The sequence below is a fragment of the Spirosoma aerolatum genome (assembly GCF_002056795.1).
Lineage (GTDB): Bacteria > Bacteroidota > Bacteroidia > Cytophagales > Spirosomataceae > Spirosoma > Spirosoma aerolatum.
On the sequence record NZ_CP020104.1, the window covers coordinates 5,192,366 to 5,217,362 of the forward strand.

Sequence of the window (24,997 nt, forward strand, 5' to 3'; positions counted from 1 at the left end):
ATCGCGTCTCTACATCATTCCGACCGTAACGATTTGACGGGGTTCATCAAGGCCGCTTTAATACTTTGAAAACTCACCGTCAGCAAGGTGATAACCAAAGACCCAGCGCCTGATACGACAAAAATCCACCACGACAACTCGGTACGGTATGCATACTTTTGGAGCCAGTTTGTAAGTGTATAGTAGGCAATGGGCGTGGCGATACTAAAGGCAATACTTACCAAAACGATAAAGTCTCTCGAAAGCAGTCCCCACAGATTTAGCACACTCGCCCCCAGCACTTTCCGAACCCCAATTTCTTTGGTCCGCTGCTCGGCTACAAACGAAGCCAGCCCGAAAATACCCAGGCAGGAAATAAAAATGGCCAGAACGGCGAACACCAGTGCCAGCTTACCAATGCGCTGCTCGGTTGAAAATTTAGCAACAAAATCCTGATCGACAAATGAATAGGTAAATAGTGCAGAAGGTACTGTTTTGCGAATAACCGATTCAATACTGGCGAGGGCGTCCTGTGCGCTGACGGTGGGTTTCAGACGTATGTTGAGCCGGGCTGCGGCTGCGTAATTAGCGTCCAGGAAATAAAAGCTTCGCTTCACCGGCTCAAAGGGGGAATCCATCACCATATCTTTAATGACCCCGATGATCTGACGTTTCCAGTGAAAATCCGGTTGCCGAATATAAGCCCCAACGACCCATTGACCGTTGCGTTTTTTCAGGCCCAGATACCTGGCAGCCGTTTCGTTGATAATTACCGCACCGGAATCAGAAGCAAACGCTTTGGAAAAATCACGACCAGCCACAAATTGCCAGCCTGCCATCGTGCCAAAATTGGTGGAGATGTCCATTACAGCAAAACCAGACTCTGCTTTGAGGGGTTTGTTATCCCATTCGAATCCGCCTATGTTATTCCAGACGCTGGTAAGTGGACTTGACGAGTAAGCCACCTGATCAACCATGCTCGTCGCCATCAGTTCCCGCTCCAGGACCTCTTCTTTCCCTTTGTAATTCGGATCATTCATCGGAATCGACAGCAGGCCTGCCCGTTCGTAGCCCACCGGCCTGTCCTTTACATATTGAATCTGCTTATAGACGAGCAGAACCCCAATAATCAATACAACCGATACGGTAAACTGCACAACCACCAGCACCTTGCGAGGGAGCGAGGCCAGACGACCCATTCGAATCGTGCCTTTCAGGACTTTGATAGGCTGAAAAGAAGACAGGTAAAAAGCCGGATAAAGCCCTGCCAACAGAGCAGTTACTGTTAGAAACAGAAGACTAGCCAGCCAGAAAGAAGGCATTTGCCAGGGAAAGACGATGGCTTTATCAGCCAGTTCATTGAACCATGGCAACGACAGCAACACCAGCCCCAACGAACCGGCAAACGCCAGCGAAACCACCAGAAAGGATTCACTCAGAAACTGATTGACCAGTTGCGATTTAACCGAACCTACCGCTTTTCGAATCCCTACTTCTTTAGCCCGTTTCTCCGATCGGGCCGTGCTTAAGTTCATAAAGTTGATACAGGCCAGCAATAACACAAATCCACCCACAATGCCGAACAGCCAGACGAAGGTGATGCGTCCACCCGATGGACGACCGTCGGTAAACTCCGAATACAAATGCCACTGCCGCATCGGATATAAATAGGTTTCCAGCTTGTAGTCACGAGCACCGGACACAAAATCAGGGGGCGCATTCTTTTGGTAAAAATCATTAATAGAGGCATTGGCCGTTTCCATCGACGTGTTATCCGCGATCTGGACATTAATGGGGAAGGAACTACGCCCCCAATCGCTCTCACTAGCTTTCACCCAGTCGTTCGAGGATACCCACAAGGCCCAGGGAGCAAAAAACTGCAAATCGCTATAGGTCGAATTTTTGGGCAGATCGGCATAAACACCTGTTACCGTTACATCCATGCGGTTGTCGAGTTTCAACCGTTTTCCAACGGGATCTGTCTGCCCAAAAATGGACTCAGCGGCTGTTTTGGATAGTATAATCGAATGCGGATCGTCCAAAGCCGTTTGGCTACCCTGTACCATCTGGAGTGATAGCATATCGATCACACCCCCTTCGATAAACTGGCCCTTTTGGGTGTATTTTTTCTGCCCATCAGCAACCATGTAATTCCCCGGCCAGAATCCGATCAGAATATGTTTGAAATACGATGCATACTTCGCTTTAAGCATAGTTGCCATTGGAATCTGACAGGCATCAGTACCCTGCGAAATGCCAGTAGATGGCTCTGTAGCCACACGTCTGATCCGCGCAATGCGGTCATACTTCGGAATTTGTTTATCGAAGCTCAATTCATCATACACCCACAGGCCAATAAGCATAGCCACAGCCATCCCGATGGACAGGCCGCCAATGTTGATAGCGGAATAGACCTTATTTTTGACCAGATTCCGAAAAGCGATTTTGAGATAGTTGCGTAACATCGTTGTATTTGTTGGTTTGGGGTAGGTATTAACCGATTGTCGTTTCAGTAATGAAGGACGCAGCAAACTCACCACATCGCGCATATACCGCCAGCGGGCCTTCCGCAGGCCCACCTCCCGGACGCGCTGCTGAAACAGTTCATCCAGATCACCTTCCAGTTCTTCGGCCCGGTGGGGTGGGCAGAACCAGTGTAGCAGGTAGGTGGCGAATCGGGGTGGGTTCATAATGGATAATGAAAAATGAATAATTGATAACGAATAATGAGGGGCGTCATTTATGGCGATCGGGCATTATGCATTCTTCATTGTCCATTTTTCATTCCGACCGCAGGGAGCGAACCGGATTCATCAACGCGGCTTTGATGCTCTGGAAACTCACTGTCAGCAAGGTGACGACTAAAGCGCCTAAGCCAGCTACGGCAAAAATCCACCACGACATATCGGTATGGTACTCGTACTTCTGGAGCCAGTTTCGCAGGAAGTACCAGGCAATGGGGGTAGCGATACCAAACGAGATGCTAACCAGTATCACAAAGTCTCTGGAAAGCATGGCCCACAGATTCGTTACCGATGCCCCCAGCACTTTCCGAACGCCGATTTCTTTCGTTCGTTGTTCGGCTACGAATGAGGCTAAGCCAAATAAGCCTAAACAGGAAATCAGAATGGCCAGGATGGCAAAACCGGATGCTAGTTTACCGATACGCTCTTCAGCGGCAAACTTCAAGGCATATTGTTGATCGGTAAACCGAAAATCGAACGGGCTGCCCGGATTAAACTTCCGAAATACCACTTCAATCTTAGCCAGCGACTCTCTGGTACTGCGGGCCGGATTGAGTTTAATATTGATCACATTCGCCCAGCCATAATCCATGACATAAACCGTCTGATAAACGGGCTTAAACGGCGAATCCATGAGCATATCCTTAATAACCCCCACCACTCGGTACGGCTTCCCATTCCATTTAACCTGTTTGCCAACCGGATCTTTCAAACCCATATATCGCACGGCGGTTTCGTTCAGAACCATACCCGATGAATCACTGGTAAACTGCCGGGAAAAATCCCGCCCCTGCACAAACTGCCAGCCAACCGTTTTGCCATAATCGTGCGTAACGGCAATCGTTCCAAAGTTGTCTTTGAAGTTGGGGTCTTTTCCCTCCCAGTCGAAGCCGCTATTCTGGGAGTTCAGATCGGTAGCCGGAGCCGATGAGGTCGACATATCAATAACAGCTCCAGTCTGGATCAACGCTCCCCGAAGGGCATTGTAGTGTTGATACAATTCCGGCGTATTCATAGCCACCGTAATCAATCCAGTCCGGTCGTAACCAACTGGTCGATCTTTGGCATATTGAATCTGCCGGAACACAATGATCGTTCCAATAATGAGCGTAACGGAAACTGTAAACTGTACCACAACCAGCACCTGACGTGGAATCGAGGCAAATCTTCCTACCCGGAATGTGCCTTTCAGCACCTTGACAGCCTGGAACGACGATAGATAAAGCGCGGGATAGCTACCGGCAATTAAGCCTGTGAGCAGACTGAAGCCAATCCCGCAAAGCCAGAAGACCGGGTTGGCCCATAAAATACCAATCTGTTTATCAGCCACTTCGTTGAATACCGGCAGGACCAATAACACCAACCCTATCGCCAGGACGAATGCAAACGCAACCACCAGCAGCGACTCGCTGAAAAACTGACTGATCAACTGACTCCGTACCGAACCAACGGCTTTCCGAATACCTACTTCTTTGGCTCTCTTCTCAGAACGAGCCGTGCTCAGATTCATGAAGTTTATACAGGCCAGCAGCAACACAAACACGCCAATAATCCCGAACAACCACACGTACTGAATTCGCCCTTCGAGGTTCCCCGATTTATCCCAGCCCGAATACAGGTGCCATTTGCTCATGGGCAGCAGGTATACCACGGGTTTTATAAACGCTACCTCCGGGCTATGCTTCAACCGTATATTTTTGATTTTAGCCGAAACCGCATCAAAATCAGCGTTAGGAGCGATCTGCACCAATACCTGCCAGGAGAAATTACCCCATTCAACATTGTCCTGCGCCCGTTTTACCCAGCTTTCCGAGGCCACGTACAGATCCCAGGGAGCGATAAACTTCATATCCTTGAACTCCGTATTGTAGGGAAAATCTTCATACACGCCCGTTACTTTCACATCGAGCTTGTTATCGATCTTCATGAGCTTACCCACTGGATCGGTTTCCCCAAACAAGGCTTTAGCTGTTGTCTCCGATAGTAAAATCGAATTGGGGTCTTTTAAACCTGCCCGTGTACCGCTAAGCATGTTCAACGTGAACATATCGGGCGCATCGGCACTCAGGTAATTGCCCATTTTGGTTAATTTTTTCTCACCATAGGCCAGAATATGATCTTTAGTCCAGGACGACATGACGACGTGCGAAAAATCGGGCCCATATACCGTTCGGAGTTCGGGGCCCATCGGTGCCGGGTTGTATTCACCATGAAACACTTCGCCGTTGAAGCTTCCATTCTGCATGACTTTGGCAATGCGGCCATAGTTCTGAAAATATCGGTCGTACGACAGTTCATCGTATATCCAGAGACCGATCAGCATGGCGACGGCCATACCAACAGCCAGCCCACCGATATTGATGAAGGAATAGACCCGGTTCTTGGCCAGGTTCCGTAAAGCGATTTTGAGATAGTTGCGTAACATGGTTGTAAAAACAGGGGTTGGGTAATCTGTTGATTTTTCGTTCATCAGCGATGGTCGTAACGAACTCATCACATCCCGTACATACCGCCAGCGCGCTTCCCGCAAGCCCACCTCCCGAATGCGTTGCCGGAAAAGTTCATCCAGATCGCCTTCCAGTTCCTCCAGCCGATGCGAAGCCAGGAACCAACGGAGTAAGTAAGTCGCAAAGCGAGGTGGTTTCATGGGTTTGTCATTTGTAGAGACGCATCCTTGCGTCTTATGACCGGGTGGTTTATTGCTGACGCTTATAAGACGCAAGGATGCGTCTCTACACAATCATTCCGACCGTAACGATTTGACCGGATTCATCAAAGCCGCTTTAATGCTTTGAAAACTGACGGTTAGCAGGGCAAGGGCCAGTACTGAAAGACCAACCGAAGCGAATAACCAGCCGTTTAGATCCATGCGGTACACGAATCGGTCGAGCCATTGCCGGGAGGCATACCAGCCGATGGGTGCAGCTATCAGAAACGCCAGCAACACCAGTTTCAGAAACGCGCCCGACAACATACGGTTGATTTCTAATGTTGTAGCTCCCAGCACTTTGCGGATACCGATTTCCTTGGTGCGCTGCTCAACCGTTAGCGAAACCATGCCGAACAGCCCAAGGCCTGCAATCAGGATAGCCAGCAGAGCGGCATAAGTAATGAGTTGCTTCCAGTTGGCCTCATCGGCGTAATCGCTCAATCGGTCATCCTCCATAAAATGATAGGAGAATGGCTGAAAGGGAATGAGTTGCCTGAATGTCCGTTCGATGGTCTGCAAACCGGCCTGTGTTTGAGCAGGGTTCAGCCTGACGTAAAGTTGATTCATCTGCTCGGCCTTGCCAATCTGAAACAGCACCGGTTCGGGCTTATCGCGCATGGATCGGTATTGGTAATCCCGGACGACACCAACCACCGTCAGATCGTGCCGGATAGCAGCCTCATCCTGCCGCTGAACAACCTGACCGATAGGCGACCGATCCGTCGAAAGGAAACGCTTGACAAAGGTTTCGTTTACCAGAATATTGGATGCACTATCGGCAGGGCTGTTGGCCCGAAGGCCCCGACCGTTCAGAATCGGTATGTTCACAAACTGGAGATACTGATCATCGACCCACTCATTACCCGACTTTACCGCCTTGTTATTGACGTAATAGGTGCCCGCCCGATGCCCCCCTGATTTTCGGGCAACGGCTTCGATACCGGGCTGATCACGAAGGGCCTGCTTCAGCAGTTCGCCCTGCCGTTCGCGGCCCCAGGGTACGTAAATACGTACACGGTTGGCACGCTCATAGCCTACGTTGGCCGTCTGAATGTACCGGAACTGCCCATGCAGTACCGCCGTGCCAATCAGCAGTACAATGGCAACCACGAACTGTAAAACCAGCAACGATTTGTCGGTTCTATTGCTTTGTATCAGGCCAGATCGGCCGTAGAGTACCTGTGCCGGATTGAAACCAGAAAGCACCCGAGCCGGATAAAAACCGGCCAGCACAGTAACCAGCACGATAAGTACTACAAAAAGGCCAATTGTCTGGGGAGTCAGCAGGTAACGAACGTTTAAAGCCTTATTGGCAAGCGCCCCAAATTCGGGCAGAAGGCTATACACCAGAATCAGAGCCGGAACAAAGGCCAGGAGAGTCAGCAGAAAGGTCTCGCCAACAAACTGCCCGATCAACTGCTGACGGGTGCTGCCTGTCACTTTACGAATACCAATCTCTTTAGTCCGACGGAGCGACCGCGCCAGCGTCAGATTGACGAAATTGATACCCGCCAGCAGTAAAATCAGCGCGGCAATCCCACTCAATACATACGAATATACCGACGATGACCCCCGCTCCAGACCATTACTGAGTTCATACCGGTCGTCGAGGTGCATGGCCGAAAAAGGCTGCAACTGATAAGCCATCCGAAACGAGCCATGCTCTTTACGAAGTTGCGCAAGTTGCTGACCAGCATATGTTTCGAAAACCGTGGCCATTTTCTGCTCTATCGCACCGAGGTCTGCCGTAGGCAAGTTAGGCTTCAGCAGTAGAAAGGTATTCAGAAATCCATCCGACCAGTCACTTTGCGCCCAGCCCTTCTGATCGGGTGAGAGTGATGCTACAAACGGCCTCAGTATATCGAACCGGATGCTCGAATTGGCCGGGGGTGTTTTCACAACGCCAGTAATCCGATAGTTTTCGAAATTCCCTCCGGCATCAATGGCCAACACCTTGTTCAGTACATCGGTCGTACCGAAGTACGTACGGGCCATATCATCCGTAATGACCACACTTCCCGGATCGTTCAGCAGGCTTTTGGAATCACCGGCCAGCAGCTTAAAACTAAACAGGTTAAAAAAAGACGTATCGACGTACATGACCTGGTGGTACACGGCATCCTGATTGTGGCGGACCAGCATTTCATACCCTTGTACCCGGCAAAACGCGGCTACCTCAGGCAAGCCAGCGGCAAAGGCTGGCCCCTGCGGCAGCCCCGTTGCTCCGTTGGCAATTTCGTTACCCTCAGGACTGGTTGCATTCAGGACGACCCGGTACAGTTGATCACCTCGGGCATGAAAACGATCATACGACACTTCGTCCTGCACAAACAGCAGAATAAACAAAACAGCCGCCAGACCAATGCTCAGGCCAACGATATTGATGCTGCTGAGACCGGGGCTACGAAGCAGATTTCGCCAGGCAATTTTTAAATAGTTGCGTAACATGGTTGTATGTGCTGGTTTGGGGTATGTATTAGTTGTGTTTGCCGAGAGAAGGCATGCCTTCTCTCTACGCATCAGGCTGGGCCGCAGCAGGCTCGCCACATCGCGTACGTATCGCCAACGCGCTTTCCGCAGGCCCACCTCCCGGACGCGCTGCTGAAACAGTTCATCCAGATCGCCTTCCAGCTCTTCAGCCCGGTGCACGGGCAAGAACAGGTGGAGGACGTAGGTAGCGAAACGGGGTGGGTCCATAATGGATAATGAAAAATGAATAAGTGATAACGAATAATGAGGGACGTCATTTATGGCAATCGGGCATTATGCATTCTTCATTGTCCATTTTTCATTCCGACCGCAGGGAGCGAACCGGGTTCATTAAAGCCGCTTTTACACTTTGAAAACTGACTGTCAATAAGGCTAGCAACAATGCACTGATACCGGCGACAGCAAAAATCCACCACGACAGTTCTATGTGATAGGCATATTTCTGAAGCCAGTTGCTGAGGAAATACACAGTCGTTGGGGTAGCAATACAAAAGGCGATCAGCACTAACCAAACGAAATCTTTAGAAAGGAGTAGCCATACATTTGCAACCGACGCCCCCAGCACTTTCCGAACGCCGATTTCCTTGGTACGCTGTTCGGCGACAAACGAGGCCAGGCCAAAAAGGCCTAAACAACTAATCAAAATGGCAAGTATGGCAAAGAAACCTGCCAGTTTGCCAATGCGCTCTTCGGAAGCAAATTTTCGGGAGTACTCGTCATCGACAAATTTGTAGTCGAAGGGAGCGTCAGGAACAATTTTTTTGAAGGCTGTTTCCAGCGTTGCCAACGCCTGGTGAGTCGTAACTGTCGGCTTTAGTTTGACAAAAATGTAGCCTTTATAGCCTTGCAGGAAAAAAATAGTTGGTTTTATAGGTTCAAACGGCGACAACATAACCATATCCTTGACCACTCCGATGATCTTAAACTTCTGGCTGCCGTCAAATTCGGTATCCCAGGTGATGGTTTCTCCAATGGGGTGCCTTTTTAATCCCATTTCTTTTACCGCAGCTTCGTTTACGATAAATCCGGCGGAATCGGAGGCAAGCTCTTTCGAAAAATCCCGGCCTTTTATAAACTGCCAGCCGATGGTTTTGCCATAATCATGGCTTACGCCCAAAGTGCCAAAATTGGTTTGGAAACCAGGATCTCTTCCTGGCCAGTCAAAGCCGCCATTCATAGCACTAATGTCTGTTACCCGACTTGACGATTCAGCCATGTCGGCGACTACACCTGTTTTTAGAAACTCTGCTTTTAAAATATCTGATTTCCCTTTCTCTTCGAGGTCGGGTACACTTTTCCGAAATACCAGCAAGTTTTCGCGGGAATAACCAACGGGACGATCCTTGGCATACTGGATTTGCCGGTAAACAACGATTGCCCCGATAATGAGAATAGTTGAAACGGAAAATTGGATGACTACCAGAACCTTCCGAGGCATTGAAGCCAGACGACCTATCAAAACGACCCCTTTCAAGACACGGATAGGTTTGAAAGATGACAAATACAGCGCAGGGTAACTACCTGACAATAGGCCGGTTAAAACAACTATTACGATTGAAACCAGCCAGAAAAAAGGGGTACTCCACAAAATGGCAATTTGTTTGTCGGCCACGTTATTAAACCACGGCAATGAAAGTAGAACCAGTACCAGAGAACTGATAAAGGCCAAGGCGACTGTCAATAACGACTCAGTAAAAAACTGGCTGATCAATTGACTACGCATCGATCCGACGGCCTTTCGAATACCTACTTCCCGCGCCCGTTTCGCAGAGCGGGCTGTATTCAAATTCATAAAATTGATGCAAGCCAGCAATAGCACAAAAACACCAATGATACCATAAATCCAGACATATCTTAACGCTTCACTGGTAGCGATGACGCCGTTTGTATAGGTTGAATACAAATGCCAATTGCGCATGGGTTGGAGAAATAGAGTCGGTTTACGTTCCGCATATTCTTTATCCACATGAGCCAGTTTCAGATCTTTAATTTTGGCAGAAATGGCGTCAAAATTTGTCTGAGGGGCAATTTGCGTGTAGATATGCAGGAAATTATTGTTCCAGTCATCCTTGTGATCTCTGATGTAATCGTATGAAGACAGCATTAAATCCCAGGGAGCGATAAAGGCTACATCTTTGAATTCAGAGTTGTTAGGCAGATCCTCATATACGCCCGTCACTTTTACATTGATTTCATTATCCAGTCTCACTAGTTTATTCAGCGGGTCAACATCACCAAAGAGCATGTTGGCCAATGTCTCAGATAACAAAATGGAGTTCAGCTCTTTTAATCCATTTCTAGTTCCATAATTCATTTGCAGCGAAAGCAATTCAGGAGCCTCCGCCTGCATATAGCGCCCCTTTTGACTGAAAACTTTATCACCAGCAGCGACAATGATGTTTTGTGTTTGTGTAGACATCACTACGCTCGTAAAATCATCTTTGAATTCGTTGCGTAGCATTGTCCCTAACGGAATCGGGTTATTCTCTCGGGTACTCGTTTCTCCGCGAATGGTTTGATGTTGCATCACCCGCGCAATTCGCTCATAGTTTTGGTGATATTGATTAAACGATAGCTCATCGTATATCCACAAGCCAATGAGCATAGCAACGGCCATACCCATGGCCAGCCCACCAATGTTTATGAAAGAGTATACTCGATTTTTGGCCAGATTCCGAAAAGCGATTTTGAGGTTGTTCCGTAACATGGTTGTATGTGTTGGTTTGGGAAATGTAGTTGTTGTCGTAGAGACAAGGCATGCCTTGCCTCTAGGTGCCTGGTCCCGACGCAGCAGGCTTGGCCGCAGCAGGCTCGCCACATCGCGTACGTATCGCCAACGCGCTTTCCGCAGGCCCACCTCCCGAACGCGCTGCTGAAACAGTTCATCCAGATCGCCTTCCAGCTCTTCGGCCCGGTGCGGTGGACAGAACAGGTGTAGTAGGGAGGTGGCAAAGCGAGGTGGATTGTTAGCAGGGTGCATGGAGCGAGGAGTAAGGCAAGAAGCGAGGGGTGATTCATAGAAAATACTCCATGCGCCTGGCCCCATGCCCTATGCTATTCAGAACGTAATGATTTCACCGGATTCATCAACGCGGCTTTAATGCTTTGGAAGCTGACGGTTAGCAACGTAACGACTAGCACACCGACACCTGACACGGCAAAAATCCACCACGACAATTCGGTTCGATACTGGTAACTCTGAAGCCAGTCCAATAGTAGATAATATGCCAGCGGAGTCGCCAGGCAAAACGCGATAACGACCAGTATGACAAACTCCTTCGAGAGCAGTTGCCAGACGTTGAAGACCGATGCGCCGAGCACTTTACGGATACCAATTTCTTTGGTTCGCTGTTCGGCCATGAACGAGGCTAACCCAAACAAACCCAGACAACTGATCAAAATAGCCAGCATAGTAAAGCCACCGGCCAATCGGCCAATCCGTTGTTCGGCCCCAAATTTTCGGTCATATTGTTCATCGGCGAATTTGTAGTCGAAGGGCGAATCGGGGCTGTAGCGTTTAAACACCTGCTCTACTTTCGCCAGCGATTCATTAGTCGATAACTGCGGAGCCAGTCGGATATTAATGGTATTGACATTCCGGTAGTTGACGACAAAAAAAGAAGGGGTGACTGGCCTGAACGGATCTTCTTTTATCATGTCTTTGATGACGCCAACGACCGTGTAATCACGGCCGCTCAGCCGAACTAGTTCACCAACAGGACGCTTGAATCCCATTAGTTTTACAGCCGCTTCATTTAAGATTATCGAAGCACTATCTGTCGAAAATTCCCGCGAGAAATCCCTGCCTTCCTGTAGCTGCCAGCCAACCGTTTTGCCATAGTCGTGTGTTATATAATTCGACATCACAAGCGGCTTACCTTCAGGCTTTTTGCCTTTCCAGGAAATATCGGTGGTCCCTCCCGATTGAAATGTGACCGGTCCTGATGATTCCGACATATTGGCCACAGCTCCTGTATTGAGCAGATCCGTACGCAGGGTCATATAATGCCGGTATAGTTCGGGCGCGTTCATCCCGATTTCAATCAATCCATTACGACTATATCCCACTGGGCGATCCTTGGCGTGTTCGATCTGTCGGAATACGATGATGGTGCCAATAATGAGCGTTACCGAAACGGTGAATTGAAAACCCACCAGCACCCGACGCGGAACAGTAGCCGAACGGCTGGTTCGCATAATGCCCTTGAGCACCTTGACGGGCTGAAAGGCCGACAGATACAACGCCGGATAGCTCCCCGCAATCAGTCCAGTCAGCAGGCTGAAACCCAGTCCGGCCAGCCAGAACATGGGATCGGCCCACAAAATAGTCATCTTTTTTTCGGCCACCTGATTAAAGAAGGGAAGCGTAAGGTGTACGAACAAAAGGCTTAGCGTAAAGGCCAGCAACGCCATCAGCAGCGATTCGCTGAAAAACTGACTGATCAATTGGCTTCGTAGCGATCCAACGGCTTTCCGAATACCCACTTCTTTAGCGCGTTTTTCGCTTCGGGCAGTGCTCAGGTTCATAAAATTGATGCAGGCCAGTAGCAGTACAATAACGCCAATGCTACCAAACAACCAGACAAAGGTGATAAGCCCACCCGTGTTGACGCCGTCTTTAAAATCGGAATACAGGTGCCATTTGCTCATCGGATGCAGGTAAAATTCCGGTTTATAGCCTGGCGGGTTATCCCGCTTCATCCGTATGTCTTTGATTTTAGCCGATACCTGGCTGAAGTCGGCACCGGGCTTGAGCTGGACGAAGATCTGATACGAATTGGAATCCCATTGATCCCGATCCCGTTTAGCGTTTTCACTATTAGCCGCAAAGAACTTCCAGGGAACCAGAAACATAACGTCGTCGAACGTACTGTTGGCCGGAAAATCTTCGTACACACCGGCTACTTTAACCGTCTGCTTGTTGTCCAGTTTGATTAGTTTGTTGAGTGGATTTTGTGTGCCGAAAAGCGCCTGCGCCAGCGACTTCGACAGCAGAATCGTATTGACATCGTTATCCCCAAACCGAGTACCCGCTATAACCGGCAACGATAGCATGTCGATAAACGAAGGCTCAACATAGTTGCCGGTTTTCAACAGTTTTCGTTCTCCGACCGCTACAATAACATCGCGGGACACCGACAGACCAACCGACTCAAAATCGGGGTAGTTAGTCCGAAGTTCCTGCGCCAGTGGAATGGGCATCACATCGTAGGCCGTCTTCTCTACGTCGAACTTCACAAACTGCCAGAGCATAGCCAATCGGTTGTGATTTCGAAACTGCCGGTTGAACGAAAGTTCGTCGTACAGCCAAAGGCCAATCAGCATCGCCACAGCCATGCCCGACGCCAGTCCAAAAATGTTAATGAATGAATAGACCCGGTTCTTGGCCAGATTCCGAAATGCGATTTTGAGATAGTTCCGTAGCATGGTTGTATTGCTTGATCTTGGATATTGCTCTTCCTGTTGTCTCATCAGCGACGGGCGTAGTAAACTCACCACATCGCGCACGTATCGCCAGCGGGCTTTCCGTAAACCCACTTCCCGGACGCGCTGCTGAAACAGTTCATCCAGATCACCTTCCAGCTCTTCGGCCCGGTGCGGTGGACAGAACAGGTGTAGTAGGGAGGTGGCAAAGCGAGGTGGATTGTTAGCAGGGTGCATGGAGCGAGGAGTAAGGCAAGAAGCGAGGGGTGATTCATAGAAAATACTCCATGCGCCTGGCCCCATGCCCTATGCTATTCAGAACGTAATGATTTTATGGGGTTCATCAATGCAACTTTTATACTTTGAAAACTGACAGTCATCAGGGTAATGATTAAGGCACCCACACCCGTTGCAGCAAACAGCCACCACGAAAGGTCGGTATGATAGGTGTATCGCTGAATCCAATCCTGCATGAAATACCAGGTTAGGGGAAAGGCAATGAACAGCGAAATGATTACCAACAGCACAAAATCTTTGGAAAGCAACTGCCACAAGCTACCCACCGACGCACCCATTACTTTTCGGATACCAATTTCTTTGCTGCGCTGCTCCATTACGAACGAAGCCAGACCGAATAAACCCAGGCAGGAAATAAAGATGGCTAGTCCGGCAAAGAAGCTAGCCAGTTTGCCAACTCGTTCTTCTTCGCCAAATTTTTTCGCGTATTCCTGATCGGCAAATTTGTAGTCGAACGTGTTGTCGGGATCGTATTTTTTATAAACCGCTTCGACCTTAGCCAGTGCCTCCGACGCACTTTTTGTAGGATTAATTTTGGCCGTGATCAGGTTAAGCCGTTTGTAATTGATGACAAAGATGGTCTGCTTAACAGGATCGTAAGGCGATTGGGTAACCAGATTTTTGACCACACCAATGACTTTAAAAGGCTGGTCGCCCCACTTGATAATTTCACCAACAGGGTTCTTGAATCCCATATAGGCAACAGCGGCTTCATTGAGGACAAACCCAGCCGAGTCAGTGGCAAATTCTTTTGAAAAATCCCGCCCTTCCTTGATTTGCCAGCCAATCATTTTTCCAAATCCATGGGTAATCCGTAACGTTACAAACTCGTCGGCCATGTTCGGCGCTTGTCCTCTCCAGGTTAAGCCGCCATTGGTCACGTAGGTGTCGGTAATGGGCGAATCGGTAGCAGCCACTTCCTCAATAGCGCCGGTATTCAGCAACTCGTCCCGGAACGTAGCAAAATGGGTGATCAGTTTGTCTGACTTAATCGGGAACGACACCAGATTATTTCGGTTGTAGCCTACGGGTCGATTTCGGGCGAATTCAATCTGCTGAAAAACAATCATCGTACCCACAATTAACGTGACCGAAACAGCAAACTGGACAACAACCAGCACTTTACGCGGAAGCGAAGCAAAGCGCCCAACCCGGAAGGTTCCTTTTAACACCTTAACGGGCTGAAAAGACGACAGATAAATGGCAGGATAACTACCGGCTACTAAACTGGTAAATAAGCTAAAGCCAAACGCTGCAATCCAGAACATGGGATTATCCCACGGAATACTAATCTGGCGGTCGGCTACGGTATTGAACGCCGGTAATACGAGTAGCACCAGTAACAGGGCAAAGGCGAAAGCAACGATGACAAACAAAAACGACTCGCTGAAAAATTGCAGCATAATCTGATTGCGTACTGATCCAACGGCTTTCCGAACCCCTACCTCCCGAGCGCGTTTCTCGCTACGGGCGGTACTCAGGTTCATGAAATTGATGCAGGCCAGTAAGAGCACAAACAAGCCGATGATGCTGAACAGACGGACATACTGAATTTGCCCGCCCACATTTACGCCATTTTTAAACTCCGAATACAGATGCCATTGGCTCATTGGTAGCAGAAATAGTTCGGGCTTAAAGCGTGCATCGTCCTGGCTTCGTTTCAATTTAACGTCTTTAATGGCTACCGATACGGTTTCCATCGTGGCGTTATCGGCTATCTGTACGTAGGTTTGAAACCAGCTATTGCCCCAGCTAAGCCATTCGGGCAAATCTTTCTTTTTCAGCTCAAACGGTGCGATAAACGTTAATTCCTGGAATGACGAGTTGAGTGGCAAATCGGCATAAACGCCTGTCACTTTTACCGGCCATTTTTTGTCAATCGTAATGATCTTATTCAGCGGATCAACGTTTCCAAACAACGACTTGGCCGTCGTTTCGGAAAGGAGAATGGACGATGGGTCGCGTAAGCCCGCCCGTGTACCTTTCAGCATAGTCAGCGCCAGCATTTCCGTTATGTCGGGCTCGATAAAGCTGCCGACGTTGGTGATTTTCTTCGTATCGAGCGACAACAGATGCTTTCCAGGAAAGTCAGCCGTAACAGCGTATTTGAAATGACTACTGTAGTTGCTTCGTAGTTCGGGAGCCAACTGCATTGCCTGGCTGGTCCAGGTTTCAATCTTATCGTTAAAGGTTTGATTCTGAAGCACCCTCGCCATACGATCATAATTCGCATAGCGCTGATTATAGGCAAACTCATTCCAGACCCATAGGCCAATGAGTATGGCTACAGCCATGCCCGTTGCTAAACCAGCAATATTAATAGCCGAATACCCTTTGTGCTTGGTCAGATTTCGAAAAGCAATTTTAAAATAATTGCGTAGCATAGTCGTATTGGTTGGGTTGGGGTATGTATTATTTGTGTTTGTCGAGACAAGGCATGCCTTGTCTCGACGCATCAGGCTGGGTCGTAACAGGCTCACTACATCGCGTGCATACCGCCAGCGGGCCTTTCGAATGCCCACTTCCCGGACGCGCTGCTGAAACAGTTCATCTAGATCACCCTCCAACTCTTCGGCCCGATGCAAAGGCAGGAACAGGTGAAGAAAATGCGAGATAAAGCTAGGAGGATCAATATGTTTCATGACCAGGCGGTTCGGGGAATGGCCTCCCACATCTGATTGCGCAGTTGCCGAATCTCTTCCAATGCCCGCTGACCGTAGGCTGTCACCTTATAGAGTCGTTTTCGACGACCACCCCGTTCGGCAGTCATACCACCCATTTCGGAACTAACCAGCCCTTTTTCCTGGAGTCGGTTGAGCGCAGAATGAACCGCTCCTAAATTGACTGAACGCCCCATCTGCTGCTCAATCTCGTTGACGACAGCCGCGCCGTAAGCATCGCCCGCCCGAATGGCAACGGCTAACAGTACGACTTCTTCAAACTCACCTAAATAAGTCCCTTTCATACGTAAGGATTAGATGTGTAAATGTATAACAAATGCCGGGCCACATATAAAAACAGGCCAATCCAGCTCTGATTGGCCTGTTTTGACTATATCATTCAAAATAACCCTGTCCACAAACGGACATTTTTTGTACGAACGTGGACAGGGTTTATCAAAAACGGAATTCCGTAGCGACAACAAATTGAAAAATTATTTCACAATTTTTCAATTTGTTTAACAAAACCTAACCGCCCGATGTTATATGTTCGTGTGTCGCTGCTAGACGGGGATGCTGTGAAAGGCACCTGATTTTCAATAATAGCCGTTCTACTAAGCGACCCTAAAAGCCAGGTAACTTCGTGTTGTCTGGCTTTATTTTTTGGTACAGGAGTAAATTTAAGTCTGCTGCCAGCCACGAGCATTATGGCTTCGTTTTTTTGAAAATGCCAGCCTTCAATCCATAGCCTTCAGACTGTGGTAACGGATTCAAATAGTCGGCTGGTAGGCCATTGGTTTTCACCTCACTCAGTACAACGGCTCCCGATTTTTTCACATTCTGTTCGACATGATTGTTTTCGGTCGCTTCTACAGCGCCTTTGGGACCGAAAAAACCCATGTAATGCGCATTCCCGGCAATGACCGAATTCCGAAAGGTGTATTTGGGTGCGGTATTTTCGGGTCGGAGCCAGACGTACTCACAGTTGGTAATCAGGTTGTTACTAAACTGAAAGTCTGGATCATTCTTACCGAACCATACCGCAGCTTCGTAGGAACCGGAAACAATCGAATTCGTCAACGAAAAATCGCTGATGGATTTAAACAACAACAGGGCGTTTTTACAACCATAGAAAATGGTATGGTCTACGTGCGTCCCCCCTCCATGCGCCCAAATTGCTCCCTGGATAGGCGATGAGTTTTTCTCACCAATGAAATAGCACTGTGAAACAGTCAGTCCGTTCAGGGCTTCGTTTTTTCGGGAAATGGGGTAGTAATAGTTCACAGCCGGATTAGCATTCCCCAAAAACTTGAGCCCCTTGAAACTCACATTATTCTGGTCCACCAGAAAACCTACTGAGTGCGCAAACTGAACGGTAGAATTGTTGGCCGATACGCTCTGAATGACCGGCATTTTGGTAGGTTGCCAGTCGGCATCATCGGGCATAGTGACGGCTTCCAGCGTGTATGAGTCTGCCTTGTCGGGCTGTTGTTTGGTTCGGAGTTCGGACAGGCTCTGGAGCGTATATAAGCCTGGAAATAGTTTAATGGTCACGGGCTCGTTCCCCGAAAAATTGTGCGCCAGTTCTACGGCTTTTTCGATACTGGTTACCGGAGAAGCCTGCGTACCGGAAGCGTTGTCTGTGCCATTGACGGCATCCACATACAACGTCTGGGCGTTGAGCTGCGAAAGGCTAAAAGCACTGATAGCGAGGAGGCTTTGAAAAAACTTGTTCATGTTATTTACTGATTTATAGGCTAGTACTTCTGCACTTATTTCATCGTCTGAATGCCGACGGTATCGTCCAGACGAGCCACGATGCCCCAGCCGTAGAAATAGTTGGCCAGCCCGATCAGGATTTCGTTGTTGCCCTCTTTCAGCGGCAGCCGGATGGTTGTATTCTCGATTGTACACCGGCCAGCCGGATATTTTTGCTGCGGTGTGCCAAAGCAATTTTTGTCGGCATACAGAAACTGACCATTTACAAACACCCATACATCATCGCTAAAACCCAGATTCAGCAGCCGTTCCTGGGCCTTATTGGATTGAATATTGGTTTTGAGCCAGGCCATCAGCCGCACTTCACCATCTTTATGCGTATACAGTCGGCTCAGGTTGACCATGTTCCGGCTTTCAGCTTTGATGGGCGACCAGCGCGTGGTGCTGTCGGGGAGTTCGGACCGGCCTGTTTTTCCGAAGGTACTCGGTACGGCAACAACCGGTTCTTTGCCAAATGGCAATAGGAAAGGTTCACTGACCAGCCAGTTTCGCAGGTAGCGCGTATCGTGGGCGACAATGTTATAGCCAGCTTCTGGATTGAGCCCTTCGGTAACGTCGGGTTTGATGACAAAATTGGCATAATTGACCGAACCACTCAGCGAGATAGCCCCTGCCCCTTCCGGGCTTTCCAGTTCCGGCACAATCAGCGCTGGTTTGCTCATGTCGTTGACATACGCTTTCATCTGCCGACCCGAAATCACCAGTTTTACGTGGTTCCAACCCGTTTCGGCGATGGTAGCGCCCGTTTGGTATTCGTCCGTCATATCCCACATGCTCATCCCCTTAATAATAGGTGCATATTGCAGCGTAGTCCGAACATCGGGCGTTACTTTCCCGAACGAACGGATGTAAAAGTTTTCGCCATTCTCCTGATCGGCGTCCATTCGGAAATTGATACCCGGAAAACCAGGGCCCGTAAGTTCGACATCGTACTCAATGGTACCATTGCTGAAGGTTACGTCTTTCAGCACGATGCTTTTGGGGCCTTTTATAATTTTCATGATGCCCGCTTCTTTGCCGGTCATGAATTCGACCTGCCCCGGTGCATAACTCCAGCGTTCGGCAGTCATCGGAATGTGTAGTTCCTGCGGTTTACGGGCAGTCGTTTTCTGAGCGAGCACTGGCTGAACAAAGGCCAGCAGGAAAAGTAGAAGAAAAGGAAGTCGGGACATACACTTGATGATTAAGGAGTTCGGATTGACGAAAAAGTGATTCGTGATCGTTTGAAAGGCAACAGGCTGCATCGGAATTGATCGTAAAAACATGTAAACTCGTACGCTGATTACGGATGTACCGGCAAACGTATCGCGAAAGGGCACCCGCGTAAAATCATTCCGAATTCAAGTTTTTTCAAGTTATATCACACTGACAGACAATGGTTTCCGACTCTACCGATTTGCTCCGTTGCAAACAATTGATCGAACAGAAACTCGATTGGGGAGCGGTCGAAACCTGGACCAGTACCGACTTTGAGAATCTGCAACAACGGATTCTGGACGAAACAGGCGTTTCGTTAAGCGCGAGTACACTACGAAGAATCTGGGGACGGGTGGATTACCAGCATTTGCCCAGTGGCACTACCCTAAATACGCTGGCTCAGTTTGCCGGTTATGCCGACTGGCGGCAGTTTGTTCGGTCGCTGAGTGTGCCGACAGAATCGACCACTCACTCGTCAGATCCAGTTGAGCCGATAAGAGCCATACCAATGAAGCCGTCGATCAACTGGCGTCGGCTAGGCTGGATGTCAGGCATTACACTTGGGATTGTTTTACTCGGGATGGTGGCCTTTGAGCAGAAAAATCCGCAGGTCGATGCGGCTCAGTACAGCTTTAGTAGCAAACCCCTGACCCGTACTATTCCAAACTCGGTCATTTTCACCTACGATGCATCAGCGTCGCCCACCGATTCGGTCTACATTCAGCAATCCTGGGATCAGACCCGACGGGAATTGGTTGACAAAAATGGCCAAACGCACACATCTATCTATTATGAACCGGGGTTCTACCAGGCCAAGCTGGTGGTCGGTCATGAGATTGTGAAAGAGCATTCGCTGTTGATTCCTACCAATGGCTGGTTAGGCACCATAGTGACCAAATCCGTTCCGATTTACCTGAAGCAAACGGACTTTATAACGCAGGAGCAGATTCAGCTACCCATTGCGACAATTCGGCAGAAAAACGTAGCCTTACAACCCGAAGCACCCTTCGTGAAATATTTCAACGTCGGCAATTTCGATCCCGTACCCGTTACAGATTTCGTCTTTGACTGCCGGGTAAAGAACGAATACAGCGAGGGAGCGGCCACCTGTCAGCAATCGTGGATTGTGCTGATGACCAACAGTATGCCCATCTCGATACCACTCTGTACGAAAGGCTGCGTTTCTGAACTCATGCTGATGAATGGCTCCCAGCCTGTTTCGGGCAAAAACACGGATCTGTCCGGATTGGGCGTCGATTTTTCGGATTGGGTTCATGTAGGCTGCCACAGCGACGGGCAGAAACTATATTATACTGTCAACGGCACTGTTGCGTACTCGGCAGCTTTGCCGACGTCGAAGGTCGAAATCATAGGAATTGTGTTCGGCTTTCGGGGAACAGGAGCCGTGAAAAATGTAACGCTGGCAACGAAAGGGAAACGGATATTCGAGTCATTTAACCCACGTTAATCGCATGACGGAGATTTTTGACAACATCCGAAAGCTGTACCGATTCTACCTTCCACAAAATGAACTAGCCAGTTACATTGAGTTCATTTCCGAATCGTCGGCAGAAGAAACCTTTCGGCAGGTGGCCAATAATCCGTTTACTGTCAGGATGTTTCCGAGCTGGACCCCAACCTGTTACATCAATCTGGGGGATCCGTATCAGCTAACTGTAGGCCTAACGGTATACCAGATCCAGAAACAGACCGATGTGCTCATTCTGCGCAACAGCATCGTTGAGCGGCATAATCTGCCGACCGATCATATTTTCACGATCAAGTTTTTTCCGGGCGGTCTGGAAGCGATTCTGGGTATCAATCAGGTGCAGTTCAAAGATCAGGTGGTGCCGCTGGAAACTATTTTACCCATCCTGCTTATTCAGCGCATAAAACAGGCTATCAATTTCGAAGAGCGCGTCAATCTGATTGAGTCATTCTTTTTAAACCAGTTACAGGGCCGTAAAAAAGCCGATCACTACCGAACAATGGTGAGTAATACGATTGGTACGTTTGGCGCGAACGGCATGGAGCTAAACACGGCGCAACTCGCCGATCGGATGTTTCTGACCTCCAAAACCATCAATCGGTATTTTCATCGGGTTATCGGCACCCCACCCAAGCAATACCTTTCGATGATGAGAGTGCGGGCAGCTTTGTCCAGTTATGTTGCCCATAACGATCGCTTTTCACCCGATGACTTTGGCTATTACGACATGAGCCACTTCTACAGGGATGTCGTCAGATTTACCGGGCAAAAAATTAACGAACGCAGACCCTAAGAACGGTCAGACGGCCTCATCAGCCTGATGGTTTTAGAGAACTAACGACGGCGGCTCTGTTCAGGAATGGACATACCCTGTACGCTTTCGGACAACTAAGCAGCTCCAACCATGATATAACCACCTGAAAATCTGCTCATTAAATATGTGGCATTTGATTTGTTTAGCAAATAGCAAGAAAATAGCTAACCAATCAATCGGGTGTATGAGCAGAACTTACCTGGGTGAATTTGAAGAACTTGTCCTTCTGACGGTGGCCATTCTGAATGGCTCAGCGTATGGGCTCAATATTGCAGACGAGTTAAAGCAACGAACTCACCGCTCCATTAACCTGAGTGGGGTCCATGTCGCCCTGTATCGACTGGAAGACAAAGGGTTTGTCAAATCGGAGCTAGGTGGCGCTACAGCCGCTCGGGGTGGACGTCGAAAGCGACTCTTCTCGATCACGGCCTATGGCAAGCAGACGCTGGACGAACTACGACAGGTTCGTAACGACTTATGGGAGGCTATCCCCAACTTATCCTTCTCCTAAACCATGGCGCAACCTCCTCATCCCTTATTGCCGCCAAACGACCATTCCTCTGGAGGGGCACCGCTACCACCCGCCTGGGCCGATCGGCTGCTGAGGCTCTTCTGCCCGGAAGATTTACAGGAAGAACTACTCGGCGACCTACATGAACAATTTGAGCAACAGGTCGTCGAATTGGGTGAGCCTACTGCCCGGCGTCTGTATGTTGGGCAGGTCATACGATTTTGTCGGCCTTATTTTATCATTCGCCAACTTCGAGCCCGGCCCATGCCTGAAAACCCCTATTCATCCCCATTTTTTCTCTCTCCACTTATGATTCGTAACTACCTCAAAATTGCTCTGCGCATAGTTCGCAAAGACAACACGTTTACGCTCATTAACCTGGCGGGCCTGGCGACTGGCCTGGCTGTTGCGTTGCTCATAGTTCAGTATGTGCGCTTTGAACTAAGTTATGAGAAGACCAACCCATTGGCGAATCAGATTGTGCGACTCACCATGGACTATCTGAATGGGGAAACGGTAGATGCCCAGGATGCTGAAACCTATAACCCCATTGGCCCCAAAGCAAAGCGGGAAATGAATGAAGTGGTAAACTACACTCGGGCCAAACCGTTCAGCAAACGACTTACCATTCAGCTTGGCGATACGTATTCCGTAGTGGATAAGGCGCTGGCCGTCGATTCTTCCTTTTTCTCCATGTTCAACTACCCGCTTATCCGGGGAAGCCGAAACCATCTTTTTACCAGGCCCCGACAGGCTGTACTGACCAAAACAATGGCGTTGACTTACTTCAAGACGCTGGATGTGGTGGGGAAAACCCTGAAAATTTCCCGGCCTGAGAACAGCATCCTGCTGGAAATTGTGGGTGTAGTGCCCGATAGCCCAATCAACACCCATCTGAAATTTGATATGGTTTTCTCCTATCCTACGCTGCAAGCTGACTTTGGCCAAAAAGAGGAGGACTGGAACGGTAATAATCTGTATACTTACCTACAGCTGGCCGAAAATACCGACTATACCAAGTTTACGAAATCGCTGTCGGCCTTTAGTAATCGATTGCTGCAGGAAAAGAAGATAACCAACGAGCGGGTTATCGGCCAGAAAATCGGCGACATCCATCTGTATTCCCACAAAACCTACGAAATCGAACCCAATGGGGACGCGAAATCGGTGTATTTTTTGATGGGTGTAGCGTTTCTGGTACTCTTAAGCGCCTTTGTCAACTATGTAAATCTGACCACAGCCAAAGCCCTCGACCGGGCTAAAGAAGTTGGCATGCGAAAGGTCATCGGCTCTACATTGGCCCAGATCAGAGCCCAGATTTTTCTGGAAACGGTCTTAATCAATGGGATCGCTGGAGCTTTGGCTGTAGGGTTGGTAGCAGCTCTGCGATCGGTGTTTATCGAAGTGGCGGGCTTACCGGATGGTTTTACTGTGTTTGGGGACATTTTTTTCTGGGAAAGCCTGGTGGTATTCCTAGTGCTAAGTAGTTGCCTTTCGGGTATTTATCCCGCCTTCGTCCTGTCTTCATTCGAGCCGATTACGGTCCTCAAAGGTAATCTCTCGCGCTCCACCAAAGGCCTATTTCTACGCAAATCGCTGGCCGTTTTTCAACTGACGATTACCCTTATTCTGTTAATACAAACGTTCACGGTTTACCAGCAGGTGGCCTTTCTGCGGAAACAAAACTTAGGGCTTCGCATGGACCATACGCTGGTGGTCAAAGCTCCAGTGGGGGCTAACAGTGAGCAGGCTTATGAATCCTTTCGACAAATGCTACTGTCTCAATCGCAGGTCAGATCGGTAGCGTATTCCAACACTGTACCCGGTCTGGAGTCGTCGCAAATGGGAACAAGCACGGGCATCAATCTATCCGACGCCGTTAAGAAAACGTACTACAACTATTACCTGACTCCAATCGACACTTCGTTTATTGACTTAATGGGGATACAGCTATTGGCGGGGAAGAACTTCGATGCTACCACCCGGTACGGCCTTTCGGACACCACTGATCGGCAACTCATTGTCAATGAGGAAACGTTGCGTTTATGGGAAATTCCGACACCTCAGCAGGCCATCGGTAAGCGGGTCGACTTGTGGGGGCATCAGGCTACAATCCGGGGGGTTGTCAAAAACTACCACTACGAATCGCCTAAATCTGCCTTTATTCCCATTATCCTGCTGTACTCTCCCCACTTCAGCTCATTTGCCAGTGTGAAGTTTGCCGGAGGAAATGCGGAAGAGCATCTGGCTACATTAAAGCGGATTTACGAGGCTAATTTTCCCCATTCGCCCTTTAGCTATTTCTTTCTGGACAGCGAGTATGACAAACAATATAAGGCCGATGATCGCTTTCAACAGGTCTTTAGTAGCTTGACAGGCTTTGCTATTCTGATCTCCTGTTTGGGCTTGTTTGGCTTAGCGACGTTTACGGTTTCCAAACGAACCAAAGAAATTGGGATTCGTAAAGTGATCGGAGCCAGTACAACAAACCTGCTGGTTTTACTCTCGAAAGATTTTATCCGCACCGTATGGCTATCCATCCTGATCGGTTTGCCCGTTACGTATTTTCTAGTCAACAACTGGCTAGCCAATTACGCTACACGCATCGAACTAAGCTGGTGGCTTTTTGCGGGTCCTGCGCTGCTCGTCTTTTTACTGGTTTTGCTATCCATTGGCAGTAAAACAATTGCCAGCGCGCTGATGAACCCGGTTAATTCCTTACGAAGCGAATAAAAGTTAACGTACTGCCAGTAACCTAATCTGTAATCGGAAGTTTCCAGCTTGCCGCGCAGGTAGGGCATGGTTGAGAAAGAGCTTTTCAAGAGGCTGTCGGGATCGAGAATGTCCGTTTTTTACTAAAATCTGCGCGAGCAATCCGATTTTTTTGCCGAAAAAACAGTAGC

The 24,997-nt window shown here is 48.9% G+C and carries 13 protein-coding genes; 4 read left to right on the forward strand and 9 right to left on the reverse strand.

Going from position 1 to position 24,997, the window contains the following annotated elements:
* Positions 1-14: 14 nt before the first annotated feature.
* The 9 genes from B5M13_RS21585 to B5M13_RS21630 form a co-directional block, all read right to left on the reverse strand.
* Positions 15-2,669 carry an ABC transporter permease gene (locus B5M13_RS21585; RefSeq protein ID WP_080057639.1) on the reverse strand — a complete coding sequence of 885 codons (2,655 nt, stop codon included), beginning with the start codon at positions 2,667-2,669 and terminating at the stop codon, positions 15-17.
* 91 nt (positions 2,670-2,760) lie between these two features.
* The gene (locus B5M13_RS21590) at positions 2,761-5,370 is read right to left on the reverse strand and encodes an ABC transporter permease (RefSeq protein WP_218919456.1); all 2,610 of its coding nucleotides are present in this window, start codon (positions 5,368-5,370) and stop codon (positions 2,761-2,763) included.
* 93 nt (positions 5,371-5,463) lie between these two features.
* On the reverse strand, positions 5,464-8,130 hold the full coding sequence (locus B5M13_RS21595; RefSeq protein WP_218919457.1) for an ABC transporter permease: 2,667 nt from the start codon (positions 8,128-8,130) through the stop codon (positions 5,464-5,466).
* Between the two features lie 91 nt (positions 8,131-8,221).
* Positions 8,222-10,903, reverse strand: coding sequence for an ABC transporter permease (locus B5M13_RS21600; RefSeq protein WP_080057640.1), 2,682 nt, complete (start codon positions 10,901-10,903; stop codon positions 8,222-8,224).
* Positions 10,904-10,977: 74 nt separating this feature from the next.
* Positions 10,978-13,584 carry an ABC transporter permease gene (locus tag B5M13_RS21605; RefSeq protein WP_080057641.1) on the reverse strand — a complete coding sequence of 869 codons (2,607 nt, stop codon included), beginning with the start codon at positions 13,582-13,584 and terminating at the stop codon, positions 10,978-10,980.
* Positions 13,585-13,658: 74 nt separating this feature from the next.
* The gene (locus tag B5M13_RS21610; protein WP_080057642.1) at positions 13,659-16,286 is read right to left on the reverse strand and encodes an ABC transporter permease; all 2,628 of its coding nucleotides are present in this window, start codon (positions 16,284-16,286) and stop codon (positions 13,659-13,661) included.
* Positions 16,283-16,609, reverse strand: coding sequence for a PadR family transcriptional regulator (locus tag B5M13_RS21615; protein WP_080057643.1), 327 nt, complete (start codon positions 16,607-16,609; stop codon positions 16,283-16,285). The genes B5M13_RS21610 and B5M13_RS21615 overlap by 4 nt, the downstream gene beginning before the upstream one ends.
* Before the next feature lie 400 nt (positions 16,610-17,009).
* The gene (locus tag B5M13_RS21625) at positions 17,010-18,041 is read right to left on the reverse strand and encodes a right-handed parallel beta-helix repeat-containing protein (RefSeq protein WP_080057646.1); all 1,032 of its coding nucleotides are present in this window, start codon (positions 18,039-18,041) and stop codon (positions 17,010-17,012) included.
* 35 nt (positions 18,042-18,076) lie between these two features.
* The gene (locus tag B5M13_RS21630) at positions 18,077-19,255 is read right to left on the reverse strand and encodes a hypothetical protein (RefSeq protein WP_080060028.1); all 1,179 of its coding nucleotides are present in this window, start codon (positions 19,253-19,255) and stop codon (positions 18,077-18,079) included.
* Positions 19,256-19,458: 203 nt separating this feature from the next.
* On the opposite strand from B5M13_RS21630, the gene B5M13_RS21635 reads away from it, so the two are divergent.
* From B5M13_RS21635 to B5M13_RS21650, 4 genes are all read left to right on the forward strand, one after another.
* Positions 19,459-20,748 (forward strand): hypothetical protein, encoded by a 1,290-nt coding sequence (locus tag B5M13_RS21635; protein ID WP_080057647.1) that lies wholly within the window; start codon positions 19,459-19,461, stop codon positions 20,746-20,748.
* 4 nt (positions 20,749-20,752) lie between these two features.
* The gene (locus B5M13_RS21640) at positions 20,753-21,562 is read left to right on the forward strand and encodes an AraC family transcriptional regulator (RefSeq protein WP_080057649.1); all 810 of its coding nucleotides are present in this window, start codon (positions 20,753-20,755) and stop codon (positions 21,560-21,562) included.
* Between the two features lie 205 nt (positions 21,563-21,767).
* Positions 21,768-22,094 carry a PadR family transcriptional regulator gene (locus B5M13_RS21645; RefSeq protein ID WP_080057651.1) on the forward strand — a complete coding sequence of 109 codons (327 nt, stop codon included), beginning with the start codon at positions 21,768-21,770 and terminating at the stop codon, positions 22,092-22,094.
* Positions 22,095-22,097: 3 nt separating this feature from the next.
* Complete coding sequence (locus B5M13_RS21650) at positions 22,098-24,827, forward strand: permease prefix domain 2-containing transporter (RefSeq protein ID WP_218919458.1); 2,730 nt, start codon at positions 22,098-22,100, stop codon at positions 24,825-24,827.
* Positions 24,828-24,997: the final 170 nt, after the last annotated feature.